Origin of the sequence: Pseudomonas sp. BYT-1 (genome assembly GCF_023611805.1) — a bacterium.
GTDB lineage: Bacteria > Pseudomonadota > Gammaproteobacteria > Pseudomonadales > Pseudomonadaceae > Aquipseudomonas > Aquipseudomonas guariconensis.
The window spans coordinates 3,426,720-3,445,835 of the sequence record NZ_CP072559.1 but is presented as its reverse complement, the minus strand read 5'-3'; the positions used below and the strand labels follow the sequence as shown (position 1 = coordinate 3,445,835).

The following is a 19,116-nucleotide window of genomic DNA, read 5'->3' as shown; positions in this document are numbered from 1 at the left end:
CCCCGGCGAACCGTTGCCGATCGCTTGGACTGAACTCCCTGTGTTGCGCCCACGTCCCTCGAATGAATGTCGCAAGTTCCGGCATTCACCCAATCGTCAACTTCGAGGACGTCATGATGGAAAAAAACGACCCCAGCGCCACCTCCAGGCCGGGCAGTACACAGGATCACCTCCACGCCATTGCCGATGAAGCCGGAGCTTTGCTCGATGATGCGAAAACCCAAGGTACCCACCAGTACGAGCAATACCGCGACCGTGCGGCGGAGCAGCTCGACGCTCTCAAGGAAGGCGCGCGTTCGGCGGCTTCGGAGCTTGAGGGCCATGACAGCCTAGGGCTTTCCCACTATCTGAACGAGGCGGCCGCCTGCATCGGCAGCTTCGCCGAGCAGGTTCGTCATGAAAGTGCCGAAAGCCTGCTACAGCGAGGTGCACAGCTGGCGCGGGACAATCCTGCGCTCTTTCTCGCAGGCAGCGTGGCGGTGGGATTTGCCTTGTCGCGTTTCGCCAGTGCCAGCAACCGCCACGCAACCGCCGAACCCCCTCAACCTACGACGCACGCGCGCCCTGAGCCCGATCACACCCTACCAGCCGTGCCCGATCGGGCGAGCGATGTTTCCACCCACAAACCCTACACCCCCGTCGACCCTGTGGGGCTCGGCGCCGGAAGGCCGGTGACTGACAGCCCACTGGATCGCGATCCACTCAAAGGAGGCGAGTGATGAACAAGGACCCTTTGCAACACACCCCAACTGCACATTCGACGGTCGACGATCCCGTGGGCGTGACGGGCCTGCTGCGCCAATTGATGCGCGAAGTCCCGGAACTGTTCGCCAAGGAGCTGGCACTGGCCAAGGCCGAACTGCAACAGAACCTGGCCACGCTCAAGGCCGGCACGGCGGCCGTAGCGACCGGCGCGATCGTGTTGCTGGCAGGTTTTGTCATCCTCCTGCTGGCGGCGGTCTATGCCCTGGCGATGGTGCTGGAGCCGTGGCTGGCTGCGCTGATCGTGGGTGCCGTCACCGTCATCGTCGGCTTGATCATGGTGCAATCGGGCAAGAAGCAGTTCGAGCCTTCGCACCTCAGACCTGACCGTACGTTGCATGCCATGGAGCAGGACAAGGACACCTTGAAGAGGAAACTGCCATGACCAGCACCTTCGAACGCGACGCACAAAAAGACCCCGACTTGCTCGAGCAGGAAATCAACGCCAAGCGCGAGCACATCAACGAACTGGTCGATGCACTGGAGCAACGACTGAGCCCTGGGCAATTGGTCGACAGGCTGCTTGCCTATGGCAAAGGCAATGGTGGCGAGTTCCTGCACAACCTGGGCACCACCCTCAAGAACAATCCGGTACCTGCGACCCTGACGGTCCTGGGCCTGGCTTGGCTGGGCCTTAACCAGCACCGGCCCTTCAATCCAGGCCCTGCATCCACAGGGCCTGGGCTGGGTGACAAACTGGGCGATGCGGTCGATTCCGTGAAAGGTGCATTCGCCCAAGCCGCCCAGACGGTGCACGATGCCAGCCACAAGGTGCGCAGCAAAGCCCACGATGCGAGGGACCGCGCCAGCGAGCTCGGCCAGAGCGCACGCGCCTCGGTGAGCGAATCTGCCCAATCCTTGGGCAGCCGCGCACATCAGATAGGCGACCAGGCCACCGCCCTGAAGGGCCAGATGGATCACCTGCTCAAGGAGCAGCCGCTGGTGCTGGCCGCGCTGGGCGTACTTCTGGGGGCGGCGCTGGGCGCTGCGCTGCCCGGCACGCGTCAGGAGGATCGACTCATGGGGCCCAGCAGCGATCGGGTCACCGACGCGCTCAAGGCCAAGGGCGAGGGGCTCAAGGCGTCGGTGAAACATGCCGTCGACGATACCTCGGGGCAGCAGGCGCCTGGCACGGCGCGTGATGCCAAGGGGGCCGATCTTTCCGCAGGGTTGGGTTTTCCACCTTGATCTGCCGGTAATGGCCGCCAGCCTCCGGAGCATCCCAGGAGGCTGGCGCTACTGCATGCTCAACCCCAGAACGCCTGGCCGCCATCGAGCGGCAGGGTGGCGCCGGTCAGATAGCCTGCTTCGTCGCTGGCCAACCACGCGACCGTCCGGCCGATGTCGTTTTCGCAATCCCCGACCCTGCGCAGCGGAATGCCCTGCAGGAACGCTTCGGCTTCTTGCGGGTGGGCTTGCATCCAGCCTTCGAGCCCTGGAGACAAGGCGTGGGGCGCGATCACGTTGACGCGTATGCCATCAGGCCCCCATTCGCATGCGGCTGCGCGGCTGAGGCAGCGGATGGCTTCCTTGGCCGCCGCATAGGCACCATAGCCGCAGGCGTCCCAGCGCACTGCGGCAGAGGAGGCCAGGTTGACCACCACGCCGCCGCCCCGCAGATACGGGTGGCATGCACGCATCAAGCGCAGGGTGGCCAGGGGGCCTGAGTCCATGCCTTGGGCGAAGGCCTCGTCGCTGACCTCCAGCAATCGGCCCAGGGGTACGATCTGGGCGTTGTTGACCAGGATGTCGATCGTGCCGAACGCTTCCAGCACCTGGGCCACGCACTGCTCGATGGCCTGCGCCTGGGTGACGTCGCAGACCACCGCCAGTGCCTCGCCACCGCGCGCGCGGATTTGCGCGCAGGTCGCTTCCAAGGGGGCCAGTGTGCGTCCTGCGACGGCCACCCGCGCGCCCTCGGCGCACAACGCCAGGGCAATGCCTTGGCCTACGCCCTGACCCCCGCCGGTGACCAGGGCTGTCTTGCCGGTAAGACGGTTCATGCGAGGAATTCCAGAGACAGGGGGTATTGGCTGGTGGGCAGTACGCCCAGCTGGTCGAAATCGATGAAGCGCTGGCAGCTGTCCATCATCAGCGCCAGGTTGTGCTGGAACTTCGCCTCATCGCCCGGCGCATCGAAGAACGCCTGCGGATCGTCCATGGCTGCCGGCGGGAAGCATTCCTCGACGATGGCCGCCAACGCGGTGGCGCCAGGGGTGAGCACCTGCACCACCAGGTTTTGCACGTACTGGAAGTTGTCCTGGGTATCGATGGCTATCCGTGTGTGGTGGTTTTGCCAGACCTCGAGCCAGGCCTCGTGGCTCAAGCGCGTCGGCCGTTGCAGGAAGGCCAGTTGCGAGAAGCCGTGGGTGCGCTGGCCGGGGCTGGCGGGGAATCGCGTGTTGCGGATGGGCACCGACTCGCAGACCAGGTACCCCGCAATGCGCGAACAGATCGCCTGCAAGGCCTCGTCGAATGGGCGGCGGAATTCGCCGACGGCGCTGTCCAGCCAGAAGCTCAGTACGGCCTGGGGCAGGGGGCCTGCCTGTGTCTGGCGCAAGCCGTTGGCGGCGCTCACGTCGGCGTCGGCCAGGTTCAGCTGCAGGTGCCGGGCGCCGAGGGTGTGCAGGCGGTCGGCGAGGGGGCCGCTCAATTGCTGTGAGAACGAATCGAACGTGTCGTGCTCGGTTTGCCAAAGCAGGTAGATGACTTTCTGCACGGAGCGCTCCTTGACACAAGGCATGGTTGAGAGATGACCGTGACCATGGTTGATCGCCGTCGCTGCAGAGGAATCCTCCAAACGGACTATCCCGCGCCGATGAGCAGGCTCGCCTTACTTGTTGCCGGGCGATCTTTGCCTATGCTGCGTAGCGAGGGGCTGTATGAAATGTATTCGCGCAAAGGCCAGACAAGGCGAAACCAACACGTCACGAGGGTCGATACCATGTATTACGTGCAACGCGATGCCGCAGGCCAACTGTTGCGGGTCGAAGCCGCTCCTTACGCCGACTACACCGAAATACTCCCTGCCGACCATGGCGAAATCCAGGCCTGGTTCGCGGACGATGTGGTGGAAAACAGCCTTCGCCAGCTCAAGCAGAGTGACCTGGACATGATCCGTGTGCTCGAAGACCTGATCGACGTGCTGACCACCAAGGGCGTGATCAGCATCACCGACCTGCCGCCGGATGCTCAGTCCAAACTGCTCAACCGCTCTTCGGCGCGCAAGGCGCTCGGCAGCCTGAACAACCTGATCGAGGAAGACGAGGGCGGTGGTCTGATCTGACCCCGTCCGGGGGGCGGCAGCGCTGACGTCAGCGCCAGGGCGCAGGCTCGCCCACCCGCCGCCCTTGCATCCCTTGCACGCCCATTTCGCGCAGAACGTTCGATTCCCCTTCGGACTCGACCCGCTCGGCAATCAGCGGCAGGTCGATGCTGTGCGCTGCCCGTTGAATGGCTTCGATGAACAGGCGTTTATGCTGCTCCTGATCGATGTGGCGAATGTAGCTACCGTCGATCTTCAAGTAGGCAAGTCCCAGGTTTTCCAGGTTACCGATCATGCTGAAGCGCCCGCCGAAGCGCTGCAGCGCCAGGCCAACGCCCAACTCGCGCAGGCGTCGGGTCAAGTGCTCGAGCGAGGCCTGCCGGGGCAGTTGCTCTTCGCCGATTTCCAGGGTCAAGCGTGCGGCCAATGCGCGATGATGGCCGAGCTGTTCGTAGACCTGGCGCATCGCGCCGTCATCGGCCAGGGTGGCGGCCGAGAGGTTCAGTGCCAGGGAGGCATCGTGGCCTTCCAGATGCCTGAGGACCTTATCCAGCATCAACAGGTCCAGGCGCGGCATCCAACCGAAACGCTCGAGCCACGGCAGGAAGCGACCCGCCGCCAACGGCTCGCCCTGATCATCGTGCAGACGGGAAATGACCTTGTAATGCAGGATCCGGCTCGGCACCTGGCAATCGACCACCGGCTGGAAGAACAGCTCGAACAGCCCCCGGTCCAGGGCCCGGTCGAGCCGCGAGTGCCAGGCATTTTGACTGTCGGGTGCCTGTGTCGCGGCGCTGCGTTCCAGGCACACCCAGCTCGGTGCTCCCTGGTGCTCGGCGCGCGCCAGGGCTTCATCGGCCAGCTTGAGCAGTGCGTCGGGCTGATCGCCTGGCGTATAGGGGGCAAGGCCCATGCGGGCCACCGGGCTGACATCGCTGGCCTCGGTCTGGTGCAGGCTGTGCAAGGCCTGCTCCAATGCCTGGGCCAGGTGTACGGCTTGCTCGGAGTCCAGGCCAGGGGCCAGCACGGCGAACTCGCCGCCACGGCTGCGCGCGATCAGGTCGCGGGTCTGGGGATGGGAGGCGCAAGCGCGGCGTAGCTGTTCGGCCACCGCCTGGATCAACTGATCGGTACGTTGCCCGCCCAGGCGCGCGTTGAGGCCGGCCAGGTCCTGAATGCGCAGCAGCAGCAGGTAGCCAGCCCGGGCGTCCTCGACGTTGCTGACTTGGTCGTTGAGCTGCATCTGGAAGTAACGCCGGTTGGCCAGGCCAGTGAGGCTGTCCTGATACGATTCGGCACGCAGCTGCTCGCTGCGCTCGGCCTGTTCGTGGAACAGCGCCTTGAGCTTCTCGACCATCTGGTTCATGGCCTGGACGACGCGGCGCAGTTCGGGCGTGCGGGGAAGATCCGGAAGGCTGAGGAATTCCCGGCGGGCGATGGCATGGGACTGGGCAACCATGTAATCGAGCGGGCGCAATTGGCGGCGTAGCAGCAAGGCGCCCAACACGGCGCTCAAGGCCCCGCACAGCAGCAGCCAGCCCAGGCTGCCCAAGGCGCCTTGCCAGAGCTTGGCCAGGGCGAACATCGGGTGGCTGACCACCTCGACCCGTGCCGCCTGCTGCCAGCCGCGGCTGACGATGGCGTCCGCGCCGGCGGCCTGCAATCCCGCCAGGCGAATGAACCAGGCGGGCACGCCATTGCTGTCGGGTTCGGCGTGGCGCTCCACGAGCACGGCGTTGGAGGCCAGGTCGATGACCTTGATGCTGGCGTAGTACCCGCTGTCGAACAGCGAGCTCACCATCAGCTCGACCATGGCTGGATCGTCGATGTTCGGCGTCAGCGACAGGGCCAATGCAGTGGCACCGTCCTGGGCATGCGAGCGCAGCTGGTTCACGTACTGGCTACGCGAGCTTTCCAGGCTGACCATGAAGCTGCCGGTGAAGGCAACCACCAGGAACAGGCAAATGGCGAACAGCAATTGTTTGAACAGTGACATCTGCGCTCCTTAGTAGACCGGTTCGGCCGGGAAGCCTTCGGCCTGCATCTTTTTCAGCACGTCCTGCCAGCGCGACAGCCGTTTGGTATCGCCGACTTTCTTGTTCCCCGAGGCGCCGGTCAGCCAGAGACCCTCACCGTTGAAGGCGTAGACCGGCAACAGGTCGGTGCGCTCGCCCGCCGGCTTGATCGCGTCCATCAGGCTGTCGAGCACCAGCGGCTGGGCCTGTGGGGTCGAATAATAGGTCAGGACCATGTGCGCCCGATTCTGGCGCAGGGCCTTGACATAGGTGATGCGTAGCTTCTCGCTGGGGATGCCCATGCGCCGCAGGCTGAAGTACTTGGCGATAGCGTAGTCCTCGCAATCGCCTGCGCCCTTGATCAGTGACTGGATCGGTGTGGCCCAGTAATCGATGTCGCGCCACAGGTCGATATCTTCGACGTAGCGCAACTGCTGGTTGAAGAAGAGATTGACCTGCCGCAGCCGTTCCAGCTCGCTGCCTTGTTGCTGGGTGGCAAGCAGCTGCTGCCAGGCATCGATGCGCGCCTGGCCTGGGCCCAGAGGGCCATAGAGGGCCTGGGCCCGTCGGCTGATCTGCGAGAAATCCCAATCGGCGCGCAGGCTGCCCAGCAGCACAAGCGCCAACAGGACGGCGAGGCCGAGGCGCCACACGACGGTTTCGAGCATCCTGGGTTTCGCCACTGCTAAGGCCTATTGAGTACCGATCCTTGACAACCGTGGTGCTGTCGTCCGGGAAAAGCGCAGGGCACGTCACTGCCCGGCGACAACGAGCAGTGTAGATGATAGGCGCCCAGCTATGGCCATGCGCCAGCTATGCAATGAAATCCGATTCGGCGGGCGGCTCTGCCCGGGCATCCTGCTGGATCGTGCCATGCACGGCAATGCCACACACACCGCACAAGCCAACGCTGGCGAGCACGATGTCGCCCAGGATCATGCCGACGATCAACAGCAGCAGGCTGGCGCGAAAGAGGGTGGTCATGACTGCCTCCATGGCAATTGACGTGGGGATGGTGCTAACCATAACGCCTTTGGATCCCAGGATGCAGCCTGGTTTTTGGCAGACGGCAGGCTTTCCATCGGAATTGGCCGATTGGTCCTGTCCGCGTGCTCAGCCCTGATGGCCGCTGGCCGTTGCAGGGCTGGAAACCTCATCCCGACCGAGGCCAGCCTTGGGGGAGGCGAAAGCGGCGGATCAGGCCGGGCGACGCGGAACTTCAAGCGGCGGGCCCGGTCGATAGCATCCCTTGCCTTCCGAACAAGGGCCCAGCCAACCTGGACGGCTGCAAACCTGCCCATCGTGTGGCAGTCCACCCGGTCTTGTCGAGTTCGTTTCCGATGCCAAGCACGCCTGTATGGTTGGCTTTATGCCTGTGTCTGACGGTGGTCGTATCCCAGTGTGCCATGGCTGGCGGCCGTGCCACTCAAGCCCGTAGCAACAACGCCTCCACCGCGTTGATCGAAGCCGCCTCGCAGCAATATGCAGAAGGTCATCTGGACCAGGCGGCGGCGACATTGGAACGCGCGCTGCACATACAACCGAACAATCCCGCCACCTTGCATTACCTGGGTGTGTTGCGCCTGCAGCAGGGGCAATACCAGCAGGCCGAGACGCTGGCGGCCCGCTCCAACCTTCGTGTCGGCGCCAATCGTGCGCTGTACGCTCGCAATCTTCAGCTGATAACGGCGGCGCGCAACGCTCAGCGCTCAGGTGCAATGCCTGCGGCGATCAAGGACTCCGAGCGGGCCGGCGGCGATGCCAGCGGCATGATCACCGCCGAACAACTCATCCGCTACTGACCCCGGCAGGGCGCCTAGGCCTCACGGGCAAAGCACAGCACCTTGCTCGTCATGCGCTGCAAGGTTTCGCCCCGCTGGTTGGACGTGATGCATTCGACCACCACCATGCCGCGGTCGCGGCGCGTGCGCGAGGGCGTGATGCTCACGATGGTGCTCTGCACACGCAGCCGGTCGCCTGCTCGGGTGGGCTGCGGCCAGGAAACCTCGGCAGTGGCACCGATCACGCCGCGGGCCAGGGGCAGGCTGCTCACCAACAGTTTCATGGTCAGCGCACTGGTCTGCCAGCCGCTGGCGGCCAACCCTTCGAAGAACGTGTCCTTGGCAAGGCTTTCGTCCAGGTGAAACGGCTGCGGATCGTACTCACGGGCAAAGCGAATGATCTGTTCAACATCCAGGCAATGCTCACCGCTGGTGAAGGTATCACCTACGGCCAGGTCCTCCAGATAGATCGGGTCGGTCATGTCAGGCTCCTCACGGGGCAGAGGCCGGGAGCGGCACGCTGCGCTCGGCCCATCAAACGCGATAGTGGGGCCTTGTTCAAGTAGGCCGACACTTGTAGCCAGAGGTCGCGGCGCTGGAAAGCGCCAAGCGAAACCTTGACCTGACTCGAAGTCCACTCTCGCTGTCGACAACACCCCAGGCGGCCTTGCGTCGTGAAAGCACTGCGAGGCCTTCGCCAGGGCCGATACTGCTGGTATCGGCGGCGTCTGGCTGGTGGCGCGGGCCGCGAGGAGGTGTGAGGTGAACAAATTGTCCATTGTGGGTGCCGGAATGGTGGGTGAGGCGGCGGCGCAAATCATCGCCCGGGAGGAGTTCTGCCGTGAGCTGACGTTGATCGATGTGCAAGGGGACATGGCGCAGGGCAAGGCACTGGATGTCTGGCAGGCAGCCGTCGAGTCCGGTTCCGATACCCGGGTCTACGGAGGGGGCGATGCTCAGTTGCTGCAGGATTCCGAGTTGGTGGTGATCACCGCGGGCGTGCCGCGCAAGCCGGGTCAGTCGCGCCAGGATGTACTGAGCATCAACCTGCCGATACTCGACGGCATCATGCGGGACATCAATCGGCATGCCCCGTCGGCGATCGTACTGGTGGTGTCGAACCCGGTCGATGTGCTCACTTACCGGGCCTGGAGCCTCAGTGAGCTGGGCCGCGACAAGGTGTTCGGGCAGGCCGGGGTGCTGGATACCGCGCGGATGAAGTGCTTCATTGCCGAACAGACAGGCTTTTCTGCCCGGGATATCGCGGCGCTGGTGCTCGGAGGCCATGGCGACAGCATGGTGCCGTTGATGCGCTACTGCACGGTCGGCTCTGTACCGCTTTCGCACTTTTTGACCTCTGAGCAGATCGAGCGGATCGTGCAGCGTACCCGTCAGGGAGGCGGCGAAATCCTGGGCCTGAAGAAGGTGGGGAGCGCATGCGATGCACCGGGCGTGGCAATCGCCCAGATGGTGGATGCGATCGCCAACGGTCGAAACCGCATACTGCCTGCGGTCGCGATCCTCGAGGGCGAGTACGGGCGCCGGGACATTGCCATGGGGGTGCCTTGCGTGCTGGGAGAGCAAGGGCTGACGCGGATCGTCGAACTGCCCCTGGATGCGCAGGAGCAATCGATGTTCGACCACTCAGCCGACCAGGTGGCGCGTGACATCGGCGAAATGAAAGCGCTGTGAGCCTGTAGGGCGCGGGTTCAGCCGCAGCGTCCCTCAGGCGTGCCGCGGGCCAACGCCTGCGCGAGATAGGGCGCGGTGCGGCTGCCCTGAACCTGGGCAACCTCGGCGGCGGTGCCGGTCGCGACGACCAGGCCACCGGCCTGGCCTGCCCCGGGTCCAATGTCGATCACCCAGTCGGCCTGGGCCACCATGCGCATGTCGTGCTCGATCATCACCACGCTGTTGCCGGCATCGACCAGCTGTTGCAACTGCGCCATCAGCCGGTCGGCATCGGCCACATGCAGGCCGGTGGTCGGCTCGTCGAGCACGTACAGCGTGCGCCCTCGCTGGCTGCGCTGCAGCTCGGTGGCCAGCTTGATGCGCTGCGCCTCGCCGCCGGACAGCTCGGTGGCCGGCTGGCCCAGGCGCAGGTAACCCAGGCCGATCTCGCGCAGCACCTGCAGCGAGCGCGATACCGCTTGCTCGTCGACGAAGAAATCGCAGGCTTCTTCCACGGTCATGCGCAGCACGTCGGCGATGTTGCGGCCATTCCATTGCACCGCAAGGGTGTCCGCGTTGTAGCGGGCGCCGTGACAGGTGGGGCAGGGGGCATAGACGCTGGGCATGAACAGCAGCTCGACGCTGACGAAGCCTTCGCCTTCACAGGTGTCGCAACGCCCCTTGGCCACGTTGAACGAGAAACGCCCCGCGTCATAGCGGCGCTTGCGGGCTTCGTCGGTCGCGGCGAACAGTTTGCGCACAGGGTCGAACAGCCCGGTATAGGTCGCCAGGTTGGAGCGAGGCGTGCGACCGATCGGCTTCTGGTCCACCTGCACGACCCGTTGCACGGCCTGTACATCGCCGCCCAGGTGACCGCCGGTGCGCTCGATGATCGTCGGGCCTTCGGTGCTGGCTTCGCTGTCTTGCTCCTCAGGTTCGTGCCCCAGGTGCAGCAGCATCAACTCGGGCAATGCCTGGGCGATCAGGCTCGACTTGCCGGAGCCGGAGATGCCGGTCACCGCCGTGAGCACACCCAGCGGCACGCGTGCGTCCACGCCGTGCAAGTTATGACGTCGGATGGCATTCAGCTCCAGCCAGCCGGTGGGTGTGCGGGCGCGAGTGCTGGGGGCGGGCAGTTGGTCGAACAGGTAGCGGGCGGTGTGCGATTCGGCCACTTCGCGCAGGCCCGCCGGGGCCCCGCTGTAGAGCACGCGGCCGCCGCGCTCACCGGCATCGGGACCGACATCCACCACCCATTGGGCGCGGCGCATCAGTTCCAGATCATGCTCGACCACGAACACCGAGTTGCCGGCGTCGCGCAGGCGGTCGAGGGCGTCGTAAAGCGCCTGGCTGTCGGAAGGGTGCAGGCCGGCTGAAGGCTCGTCGAGCACATAGACCACGCCGAACAGCAGGGCGCTCAGTTGCGTGGCCAGGCGCAGTCGCTGAAGCTCGCCGGTCGACAGTGTCGGTGTGGCGCGTTCCAGGGTGAGATAGCCAAGGCCCAGCTGCTGCAGCGTGCGCAGGCGCGCCAACACCCCTTCGGCCAGGCGCTGCGCGGCCAGTTGTTTTTCGCTCGAGCGGGTGTCCTGGGCAGAGACTTGGCCTCGGCTGACCGGTTCGAGCAAGGCCACGACCTGGTCCAGCGGCATCTGGGCCAGGGTGCCGATGTCCACCCCGCAGAACGTCACTGACAATGCCTCTGGCTTCAGACGCTTGCCGTCGCACGCTGGGCAGGGGCGACCCTCCATGAAGCGCGACACACGCTTGCGCATCAGCGCGCTCTGAGTGTTGGCGAATGTGTGCAGTACGTAACGCCGGGCACCGGTGAACGTCCCCATGTAGCTGGGCTCGAGTTTGCGCTTGAGGGCGGTGCGGGTTTCGGCCGGCGTGAGGCCCGCATAGACCGGCACGGTGGGCGCTTCTTCGGTGAACAGGATCCAGTCGCGGTCTGCCTGCGGCAGGTCTTTCCAGGGCCTGTCGACGTCATAGCCCAGGGTGACCAGGATGTCGCGCAGGTTCTGCCCATGCCAGGCCGGTGGCCAGGCGGCGATGGCCCGGTCGCGGATGCTCAAGGTCGGGTCGGGGACCAGGCTCGCCTCGCTGACCTCATAGACGTGCCCCAGGCCATGGCACGCCGGGCAGGCCCCTTGCGGTGTATTGGCCGAGAAGTCTTCGGCATACAGCATCGGCTGGCCGCTGGGGTAGGTGCCAGCGCGCGAGTACAACATGCGCACCAGGCTGGACAGGTTGGTCACGCTGCCGACCGAGGAACGGGCATTGCTCGCACCGCGTTGTTGTTGCAGCGCCACAGCCGGGGGCAATCCATCGATCGCGTCGACATCCGGCACGCCCACCTGGTCGATCAGTCGCCGGGCGTAAGGCGCTACGGATTCGAAGTAGCGGCGCTGCGCTTCGGCATACAGAGTGCCGAAGGCCAGCGATGACTTGCCGGAGCCGGAAACGCCGGAAAACACCACCAGTGCATCGCGGGGGATGGCGACATCCACATCCTTGAGGTTGTGTTCGCGCGCGCCGCGCACCACCACATAGCCGTCTTCGGTCTCGAGGTGGGCACGGTCGGTCGGGGAGGGGGTGCGTGTCATGGGGCGGCGGCTCGGCGGCTGGCAAAAGGGTTACGGTAGCCGTTGTCGGGCCTCGGCGCCTACCCCTGGGTGTCTTGAGGGCGTTGGGTGTGGAGTCTGGTGTGCATGTTCTCTGGCGTGCCCTCGTCCTTTGCCAGAAGCTTGCGGGCTGTCTCTATAAAGGGCGTGACCACCAAGCTGTACAGCGTCAGGTAACGCTGCTGGTCTTGTTCTGCGGTGCCGAAGCGGATGTCTTCAGGCGTTGAGGTGGTGACATAGAGCGTGCCGAACATCCAGTCCCAGAGGGACAGGTTGGTGCCGAAGTTGCGGTTGAAATGGCGCGGGGCGTCACTGTGGTGGATCTGGTGCTGGGCCGGACTGTTCAATACATGCTCAAGCCTCGGACCGAACGACAGCCAGACATGGCTATGGCGAAGGTTGGCCGCCAGGCCATTGAAGATGAACACCAGGTAGGTCACCCCGAACAAGGTGTAGCGGCTGATTTCGCCGCCGCAGGCGTACCAGAAGCAACCGGCGTACAGGCCGATGAATAGGCTGGTGCTCAGTTTTTCGACGATCTTTTCCACGAAGTGCACCCGGCTTGCCGTCACGGGTACCAGCACGGGCGCTGAATGATGAACCTTGTGAAAAGCCCAGAGCCAGCGGGAATGAAACGCCCGATGCGCCCAGTAATGAATGAAGTCTTTGACCAGGAACACCCCCAACCCGTACAGCAGTGAGAGCCCGAGGTTTTCACCCACGCGCGGGCGTTCGCCCCAGAGATTGACGAAAAAGGCCTGGTAGTCGCCTGAATGCAGGATGTAGGGATCGACCCAGTTGACGATAGGCAGCACCAGCGCGACTTTGAGGACGGCTCGCACGAAGTAGTAGCGGTAATCCAGCAGCGCCGAGGGATGCAGGTGTACTCGGCCAGCGCCGATGAACTGCCAGAACGAAGGGGCGTCGGTCAGGCCGTGATGCTTTCTGAAGCGGAACAGGCCATAGGCGACGCCATAGGAGATGCAAAGGAACAGGACCCCGAAACGGCCGTTCAGGTTGAATATGCCGAGAAACTGCTCGGTGACGGGCGCGATCACCCACTCGGTCAGATGTTCGAAGGCAAGCGACAGTGCATCCACGAAACGGCGGCCTCGGCGAAAGAAACGGCATTGTAAATCAGATTGATTTACTTAAGCGTCTTTATATGAAGCATCAACCGTGGGTTTGTGGGCGCTACGCCACGGTATGATAGGCGCAACGCGATCCCGCCAGAGTGAATCATGAACCGTCAGAAAAAAATCAAGCAGTTGCTCAAGGCCCATGCCAAGAAAGCCAGCGCCAAGCTCGCACCGCGCAGCAACAAGCCCAAGTACATCAGCAAGGCCGAGCGGGAGAAGCTAGCCGCGCAGACGGCGAGTGAATCAAGCGCAGAGATCGAGCAAGGCGCGCATTGATCACCGCCGGCGCTTCCTATCTTCGCAGCGGCGCCACCGACCGCTGCTGATGGCGAGCCAGGTGTTCAAGGCGACGCAGTGTACTTCCTTGTGGCTGTACCTGTTCGAAAGGCACGCCTCCTGGAGGCAAAGGGGCATCCATAGCCCCTGTGCCTCCATGTCTGCCGAATCAATCAGCCGCGATTTGCAGTTCCGGCAGCTTGACACGAAACGCCCGGGTGACCCCCAGCAGGCAAATGAATCCAAGCCCCATCCAGCCCAGGCCAATCATGAACGACATGCTCGACAGGCTGGTCCACAGCCAGATCGTGCTCAGGAACCCCAGCCCCGGAAGCATGCCGTACAACAGGTAGTTGCGCAGGCCACGCAGCTTCTGGCCGACCAAGTAGTGCTTGACCACCGCCAGGTTCACCGCCGAGAAGGCGAACAGTGCACCGAAGCTGATCATGTTGGCGACGGTATCAAGGGTGATGAACAGCGCGATCAGCGACAGAAGGCTGACCACCATGATGGCTGTGGCCGGCACCCGCTTCTTGGACACCAACTGGCCAAATGCGCGCGGCAGCACGCCGTCCCGGCCCATGGCGAACAGCACCCGTGACACGCTCGCCTGGGACACCATCGCTGAGGCGAAGCAACCTGCCACGTAGGTGGCCGTGAAGGCGCTCACCAGCAGTTCACCGCCCACCCGGCGCATGACGTCCACCGATGCGGAGTCGGGGTCGTGGAAAGTGCTCCACTGCGGAAACACCATCTGGGCACACCAGGACACCACCAGAAACAGCAGGCCACCGATCATTGTCACCGCCATGATCGCCTGGGGGATGCGACGTTGTGGGTTGGGGGTTTCCTCGGCCATGGTCGACACCGCGTCGAAGCCCAGGAACGACAAGCAAAGTACGGCTGCGCCGGTCATGATCAGCGGCACGCTGAAGCCTTCATGGTGGAAGGGCGCCAGCAGCGAAACAGGCCCCGCTTGCTGGTTCAGGTGACTGATCGACAGCGCGATGAAGACCACGATGAACACCAACTGGGCAACGATCAGCACCCAGTTGACACGGGTGATGGACTCGATGCCGATCAGGTTTAGGAACGTCACCAGAGCGATGGAGCCGAGCGCCCATACCCACGCGGGGACTTCGGGGAAGTATTCGGACATGTAGATGCCGATCAACAGATAGCTCAGCAGCGGCAGGAAGATGTAGTCAAGCAGTAGGGTCCATCCGGCCATGAAGCCGAAGTAGGTGCCGAAGGCCTTGCGGGTGTAGGTGTACACCGAGCCGGAATAGGGGTGGGCCTGGACCATTCGTCCATAGCTGTAGGCGGTGAACAGCATGGCGACGAGCGTCAGTATGTAGGCGGTGGGCAGATGCCCTTGGGTCATTTGGGTGACCAGTCCGTAAGTGGTGAATACCGCCAGCGGCACCATGTAGGCTAAACCGAACAGCACTAGGGCGGTCAGGCTCATGGACTGGCGGAAACGACTTGATGAGGTGCTTTGCGACGGTGAATGGTGGGAGGAGGTATCGGCCGCATTTGTTGTTATATTCATTACTGACTCCTGAAAGTTCAGAGGCAAGGCACTGGCGGTATTTGGGTCGATCGTGACTTTGTGGGTACGTTTGTTCTCTTTGAAAAACCTCGGTGCGGGCACGTGATGACCTGCGTTGAAATAACGCATTCAGCACGTCCAAGAGTCGCTACGTTGAAACTTGCAGCTTCACAAGCGTTTTACGGCATGAGTGGGGCGACCTGCGGGCTCGAATGGCCCCAGGCCATGGCAGCGATATAAAACCGGGCCTTCGGAACGAGAAGAGCCGTAACACTGCAGGTCAATTCCTGTAGTTCATTAAGTAGGTGTAACTACTTAGTACTTTCAAGGCATTTATATTGCCATCGAACGGATATCGGATTTCGAATGACAACAGCGGCAATATTGCTCGATGACCACTAAATGCCTTGATCAAGAAAGCATGACAAGACAATCCCTGTTGGCCCAACGACGATCCTGTTTTCGACTTGGGGATTGAACGAGTCCGTTGTCCAACCAGGACTCAAGCTTCAGACGGTTTTGATCCACCTCTCATGGCCTGTCACTCCACCCCTGGAGTGTCAATTCTTCATATCGTCCGTGCTTGGCTATTTTTCCATGGCTGTGCGGAGGCCACCATCACCCTTTTGTGTGAGCTGGCGCTGGGCAGATACGGTCACAGGAGATACAGATTGATCAGGGCCCAGCGCCACACCGCAGCGACTATCAATTGCACGGCAAATGCGCCGAACCTGAGCCCTGCAAGCACACTAGGGACGATCGTGTCGCGTTGGCTCCATCGCTCTCTGCAGGGTCGTGTCATCGAACCTTTCCAAGAAGCGGTCGATCTGCGTCTTGCCGCACAGATGCACGGTTGGAACCTGCGGCGCCACAGTCAGGCGGATGGCTTCAATCTCTGCGCGGTAGCTGCTATCGAACTGCCAGACGAATTTCAAGAACTCCAGAAACGCTTTGTCCAGGCGTTCCTTGCAGCCAACCGGCCGGTCGGCCCGGGGCCTGTCCAGCAGGCTGCGAACGATCACCCGGGCGAGGCAGGTGAGTCGCGGGGTATCAAGCCAGATGACCAGGTCGGCTTGGGGCAGGCGCAGGTCGAAGGTGCGCCGTGCATAGTTGCCTTCACAGACCCAGGCGGGCGCGGCAACGGCATGGCGTACCCGTTCGCGAAACTGGTCGGCGTCGGGTTCTTCCCAGTTTGGTTCCCAGAACAACGTATCCAGGTGCACGACGCAAGCGCCGAGGCGTTTGCCCAGCGCCCGGGCCAATGTCGATTTGCCGCTGCCGGCGTTACCGAGTATCACAATCCGTTGCATGGGAAGACTTCCAGTCGCCAAATGAGGGGCGGCGATTTTGCGGATTTTGTGGGTGCTGTCAAGGCGAGAAGGGCCAGGCGCCCACGGCATAACTGGTGCGCGCATCGTTCGAGGCCTCATCGTTCAAGTGGCTGATGGCCGCGCTTTTCGCCTGGGCATCCACGAGCGCGGTCTGTCGATCCGAGAGCTGCTGGTTGGCCGTGAACAGGTTCGCCACCTGTTGCTCCAAGTGGTTCAGTGCATCCACAAGTACCTTCTTTTGCTCAAGCTCATCAGCCAGTTGGTGGGCGAGATCGTTCACCCGAGCGATTTGCTGCTCCTGCTCGGGCGTGACGTTCGCTGGCGAGGCAACGGTGAATCCGCTGAACACCGAAGACAGGCTGCAAAGCGCAATGCCAAAGTACTTTTCCATCAGGTATCCAGAGCCTGTCACGGTGATGGGTCATCGATTCACGATGGGACCATGACAGGGCCAGGCGGCCAATAAGATGAGTCTTAAAAGTGCCTTGGTGGGAACACCGAATGCCGGCGTGTTTGCAGTATCATGCGCGCCCGCTTTCGGAGCAGCCCATGGCCAAAGACATCGACAACCCCTGCGTCTCGCTTTGCCAGCTCAATGGCGAGCTGTGCGTGAGCTGTGGCAGAACCCGCGAAGAGATCCGCAAATGGCGCGGCATGAAGCGGCCGGAGAAGATGGCGACGGTGCAGCGTGCGGTGACGCGGTTGAAGGCCATCGTCAAGAAGGGCGCCAAGCGTCAGGCGCGTGACTGACCGGTGAATACCCTTGAGGGCTGCTCAGGGCAGCCCCAAGGGTATCGCCAGCGCACTTGAGCCTTTATCGCAACGCCTTGCCTTTGGTCTCCGGCGCCCAGGCCACCGTCACCAGCAGGCCCAGCAGCGGGAAGAGCGCCATCATGATCAAGGTCGCCGAGAAGCCGAACGCCTGCAGCAACGAGGGCAGCAGGTAGGTCACGCCTGCTGCCGATATCCGCGAGAAAGCCGCCGAGAAGCCGATCCCGGTCGCACGGACATGGGTGTCGAAAATCTCAGGCGGATAGACGAACTGAATGTTGTTGATCGCAGGCCCGATGAACATGTATGTCGCGAACAAGCCTACGACGACCCAGGTCGGCGCATGGGCGAACAGACCCAGTGCCAAGAAGATCGCCAGTACCGCGACGAAGGTCCAGATGACGAATCCGCGACGGCTCATCCAGTGCACCAGGAACACCCCAAAGACCACCCCGGCAATCTGAATGGCGTTCAGCGACAGGTCGACCCGGTGATCGCCTTGCAGCCCCAGCGTTTCCAGCACCGGCACCATGAAGGTGAAGATGGCGAAGAAGGGGCCGACCTGACAGAACCAGAACAGGCCGGAGAACAAGGTGTGTTTCCAGGTGTCGCGCTTGAACAGCTCGCCCAGCGAGGCGCCCTTGGGGCTGACATCGACATCGGGAATCGCGTACTCGGCGCCGAAGTGCCGATCGACGATGGCCCGGGCCTCGGCGTCCCGTCCCTGTGCCTTGAGCCACATCGGTGTTTCCGGCAGCAGCAGGCGAAGCAGGTAGATGATGACCGCTGGAATCACACTCGAACCCAACAGCATTCGCCAGTTATCACCGTCGTAGAAGGCGCCGATGATGAAGGCGGCGGTAAAGCCGATTTGCCAGGCGATGGTGAAGCAGCCAAGCAAGGCCCCGCGGTTCTTGCGTCGGGAAAACTCGGCCAGGACCGTGGAGCCGACGGCGTACTCGACGCCGATTGCCAGCCCTAGAAGCAAGCGGATGACCACCAGTTGCCAGATGTCCTGCACGAAGAACTGGCACACCGACAGGACAATGAACGCCGCCAGGTTCCAGGAGAACACTGGTCGACGTCCGTAACGGTCGGCGAAGTTGCCGAACACCAGACCGCCGATGAATACACCGATCAACGCACTGCAGGCAATCAGGCCTTGGCTCGTGGCGGTCAGCAGCAGTTCGTTCTTGGCCAGCGCCAGCGCAGGGCCGACGATTCCCAGGATGTAGCCATCCAGCGCAGCGCCGCCCAGACAGGCGAGCGCGGCGATGACATGGATGGGCATCAGGCGCGCCTCATCCAGCAAACGTTGACCGGACGTGCTGCTTGCTTCGCGTGGACTCGAAGCGATTGGCATACCCATAAAAGCCTCCGCAATCTCTCGTTGTAATTATTGATGTGCGCAGACGGTCCCCCCGCCGTGGCGGGCGCCTGCATGACGCGTGCTGGGTCTATGTGGCGGTGCGATACCGGGGCCGTCGGAAGCAAAGACCTCAGGCCCCGGCAGTGGGACTAGGGAAGGGCGATCACCGCCTCGATCTCGACCTGGGCGCCTTTGGGCAGGGCCTTGACCTCATAACAGGCGCGCGCTGGACAAGGCGCTGAGAAGAACTCGGCATAGGCCCCATTGACCAAGGCGAACGCACTCAGGTCGGTGACAAGCAGCGTCGTCTTGACCGTGTACTTCAAGGAGGTGCCGGCCTCGTGCGCGATGGCGGCAATGTTCTCCAGGCACTGGCGCGTCTGCGCGACGACGTCATCGGAACAGAACTCGCCGGTGGCCGGCACGATGGGCAACTGGCCCGAAACGAACAACAAGTTGCCGATCCGGATGGCCTGGGAGTAAGGGCCTATGGCAAGCGGGGCGTGGGTGCTGGAAACCTGGGTGATCATGTCGATATCCGTTGTCGTGGGAAAGGTGCGTTG

General features: G+C 63.1%; 21 protein-coding genes. 8 read left to right on the top strand and 13 right to left on the bottom strand.

Annotated elements, in window-relative coordinates; all coding sequences use genetic code 11:
* Window positions 1-62 precede the first annotated feature (62 nt).
* Genes J5X93_RS15985 through J5X93_RS15975 form a run of 3 tightly spaced genes read left to right on the top strand, consistent with a single transcriptional unit; the run spans window position 63 to window position 1,950 of the window.
* Window positions 63-719 carry a hypothetical protein gene (locus J5X93_RS15985; RefSeq protein ID WP_232092082.1) on the top strand — a complete coding sequence of 219 codons (657 nt, stop codon included), beginning with the start codon at window positions 63-65 and terminating at the stop codon, window positions 717-719.
* Window positions 719-1,147, top strand: a complete 429-nt coding sequence (locus J5X93_RS15980) for a phage holin family protein (protein ID WP_043207053.1) — start codon at window positions 719-721, stop codon at window positions 1,145-1,147. The genes J5X93_RS15985 and J5X93_RS15980 overlap by 1 nt, the downstream gene beginning before the upstream one ends.
* Window positions 1,144-1,950 carry a DUF3618 domain-containing protein gene (locus tag J5X93_RS15975; RefSeq protein ID WP_182942914.1) on the top strand — a complete coding sequence of 269 codons (807 nt, stop codon included), beginning with the start codon at window positions 1,144-1,146 and terminating at the stop codon, window positions 1,948-1,950. Before J5X93_RS15980 ends, J5X93_RS15975 begins: the two co-directional genes overlap by 4 nt.
* Before the next feature lie 59 nt (window positions 1,951-2,009).
* On the opposite strand, the gene J5X93_RS15970 is transcribed toward J5X93_RS15975, so the two are convergent.
* Both J5X93_RS15970 and J5X93_RS15965 read right to left on the bottom strand, forming a co-directional pair.
* Complete coding sequence (locus J5X93_RS15970) at window positions 2,010-2,765, bottom strand: SDR family NAD(P)-dependent oxidoreductase (RefSeq protein WP_182815394.1); 756 nt, start codon at window positions 2,763-2,765, stop codon at window positions 2,010-2,012.
* Entirely contained in the window at window positions 2,762-3,481 is a 720-nt protein-coding gene (locus tag J5X93_RS15965) for an EthD domain-containing protein (protein ID WP_182942917.1), read from the bottom strand. The genes J5X93_RS15970 and J5X93_RS15965 overlap by 4 nt, the downstream gene beginning before the upstream one ends.
* A gap of 225 nt (window positions 3,482-3,706) precedes the next feature.
* On the opposite strand from J5X93_RS15965, the gene J5X93_RS15960 reads away from it, so the two are divergent.
* The gene (locus J5X93_RS15960) at window positions 3,707-4,048 is read left to right on the top strand and encodes a hypothetical protein (RefSeq protein WP_043207044.1); all 342 of its coding nucleotides are present in this window, start codon (window positions 3,707-3,709) and stop codon (window positions 4,046-4,048) included.
* A 28-nt stretch (window positions 4,049-4,076) separates the two neighbouring features.
* Here J5X93_RS15960 and lapD read toward each other — a convergent pair whose 3' ends face one another.
* From lapD to J5X93_RS15945, 3 genes are all read right to left on the bottom strand, one after another.
* On the bottom strand, window positions 4,077-6,023 hold the full coding sequence (gene lapD, locus J5X93_RS15955) for a cyclic di-GMP receptor LapD (protein WP_102081517.1): 1,947 nt from the start codon (window positions 6,021-6,023) through the stop codon (window positions 4,077-4,079).
* 9 nt (window positions 6,024-6,032) lie between these two features.
* Window positions 6,033-6,710, bottom strand: coding sequence for a cysteine protease LapG (gene lapG / locus J5X93_RS15950; protein WP_090344735.1), 678 nt, complete (start codon window positions 6,708-6,710; stop codon window positions 6,033-6,035).
* Window positions 6,711-6,855: 145 nt separating this feature from the next.
* Window positions 6,856-7,026: a hypothetical protein gene (locus tag J5X93_RS15945; RefSeq protein WP_167358089.1), complete on the bottom strand. Its 171-nt coding sequence runs from the start codon at window positions 7,024-7,026 to the stop codon at window positions 6,856-6,858.
* A 422-nt stretch (window positions 7,027-7,448) separates the two neighbouring features.
* On the opposite strand from J5X93_RS15945, the gene J5X93_RS15940 reads away from it, so the two are divergent.
* Window positions 7,449-7,844 carry a tetratricopeptide repeat protein gene (locus J5X93_RS15940; protein ID WP_070571164.1) on the top strand — a complete coding sequence of 132 codons (396 nt, stop codon included), beginning with the start codon at window positions 7,449-7,451 and terminating at the stop codon, window positions 7,842-7,844.
* A gap of 14 nt (window positions 7,845-7,858) precedes the next feature.
* On the opposite strand, the gene J5X93_RS15935 is transcribed toward J5X93_RS15940, so the two are convergent.
* Window positions 7,859-8,305 carry a MaoC family dehydratase gene (locus J5X93_RS15935; protein WP_043207036.1) on the bottom strand — a complete coding sequence of 149 codons (447 nt, stop codon included), beginning with the start codon at window positions 8,303-8,305 and terminating at the stop codon, window positions 7,859-7,861.
* A 280-nt stretch (window positions 8,306-8,585) separates the two neighbouring features.
* On the opposite strand from J5X93_RS15935, the gene J5X93_RS15930 reads away from it, so the two are divergent.
* Window positions 8,586-9,515, top strand: a complete 930-nt coding sequence (locus J5X93_RS15930) for a malate dehydrogenase (RefSeq protein WP_182942919.1) — start codon at window positions 8,586-8,588, stop codon at window positions 9,513-9,515.
* Between the two features lie 17 nt (window positions 9,516-9,532).
* Here the strand turns inward: J5X93_RS15930 and J5X93_RS15925 are convergent, their stop codons facing one another.
* Both J5X93_RS15925 and J5X93_RS15920 read right to left on the bottom strand, forming a co-directional pair.
* Window positions 9,533-12,097: an excinuclease ABC subunit UvrA gene (locus J5X93_RS15925; RefSeq protein WP_250033739.1), complete on the bottom strand. Its 2,565-nt coding sequence runs from the start codon at window positions 12,095-12,097 to the stop codon at window positions 9,533-9,535.
* Between the two features lie 59 nt (window positions 12,098-12,156).
* Window positions 12,157-13,215 (bottom strand): sterol desaturase family protein, encoded by a 1,059-nt coding sequence (locus J5X93_RS15920; protein ID WP_182942923.1) that lies wholly within the window; start codon window positions 13,213-13,215, stop codon window positions 12,157-12,159.
* A 141-nt stretch (window positions 13,216-13,356) separates the two neighbouring features.
* On the opposite strand from J5X93_RS15920, the gene J5X93_RS15915 reads away from it, so the two are divergent.
* The gene (locus J5X93_RS15915; protein ID WP_102081520.1) at window positions 13,357-13,530 is read left to right on the top strand and encodes a DUF2986 domain-containing protein; all 174 of its coding nucleotides are present in this window, start codon (window positions 13,357-13,359) and stop codon (window positions 13,528-13,530) included.
* 169 nt (window positions 13,531-13,699) lie between these two features.
* Here the strand turns inward: J5X93_RS15915 and J5X93_RS15910 are convergent, their stop codons facing one another.
* The 3 genes from J5X93_RS15910 to J5X93_RS15900 all read right to left on the bottom strand — a co-directional run bounded on the left by J5X93_RS15910 (window position 13,700) and on the right by J5X93_RS15900 (window position 16,804).
* On the bottom strand, window positions 13,700-15,082 hold the full coding sequence (locus J5X93_RS15910; protein ID WP_090344740.1) for an APC family permease: 1,383 nt from the start codon (window positions 15,080-15,082) through the stop codon (window positions 13,700-13,702).
* A gap of 749 nt (window positions 15,083-15,831) precedes the next feature.
* Window positions 15,832-16,392: a P-loop NTPase family protein gene (locus tag J5X93_RS15905; RefSeq protein WP_182815381.1), complete on the bottom strand. Its 561-nt coding sequence runs from the start codon at window positions 16,390-16,392 to the stop codon at window positions 15,832-15,834.
* A gap of 58 nt (window positions 16,393-16,450) precedes the next feature.
* Window positions 16,451-16,804 (bottom strand): hypothetical protein, encoded by a 354-nt coding sequence (locus tag J5X93_RS15900; RefSeq protein WP_182942925.1) that lies wholly within the window; start codon window positions 16,802-16,804, stop codon window positions 16,451-16,453.
* 158 nt (window positions 16,805-16,962) lie between these two features.
* Here J5X93_RS15900 and J5X93_RS15895 point away from each other — a divergent pair, with 158 nt between their 5' ends.
* A complete protein-coding gene (locus J5X93_RS15895) occupies window positions 16,963-17,163 on the top strand; it encodes a DUF1289 domain-containing protein (protein ID WP_182942927.1) in 201 nt (66 codons plus the stop codon).
* 64 nt (window positions 17,164-17,227) lie between these two features.
* On the opposite strand, the gene J5X93_RS15890 is transcribed toward J5X93_RS15895, so the two are convergent.
* Window positions 17,228-18,553, bottom strand: a complete 1,326-nt coding sequence (locus J5X93_RS15890) for an MFS transporter (RefSeq protein ID WP_052352377.1) — start codon at window positions 18,551-18,553, stop codon at window positions 17,228-17,230.
* 149 nt (window positions 18,554-18,702) lie between these two features.
* The gene (locus tag J5X93_RS15885) at window positions 18,703-19,083 is read right to left on the bottom strand and encodes a RidA family protein (RefSeq protein ID WP_043207021.1); all 381 of its coding nucleotides are present in this window, start codon (window positions 19,081-19,083) and stop codon (window positions 18,703-18,705) included.
* Window positions 19,084-19,116 lie beyond the last annotated feature (33 nt).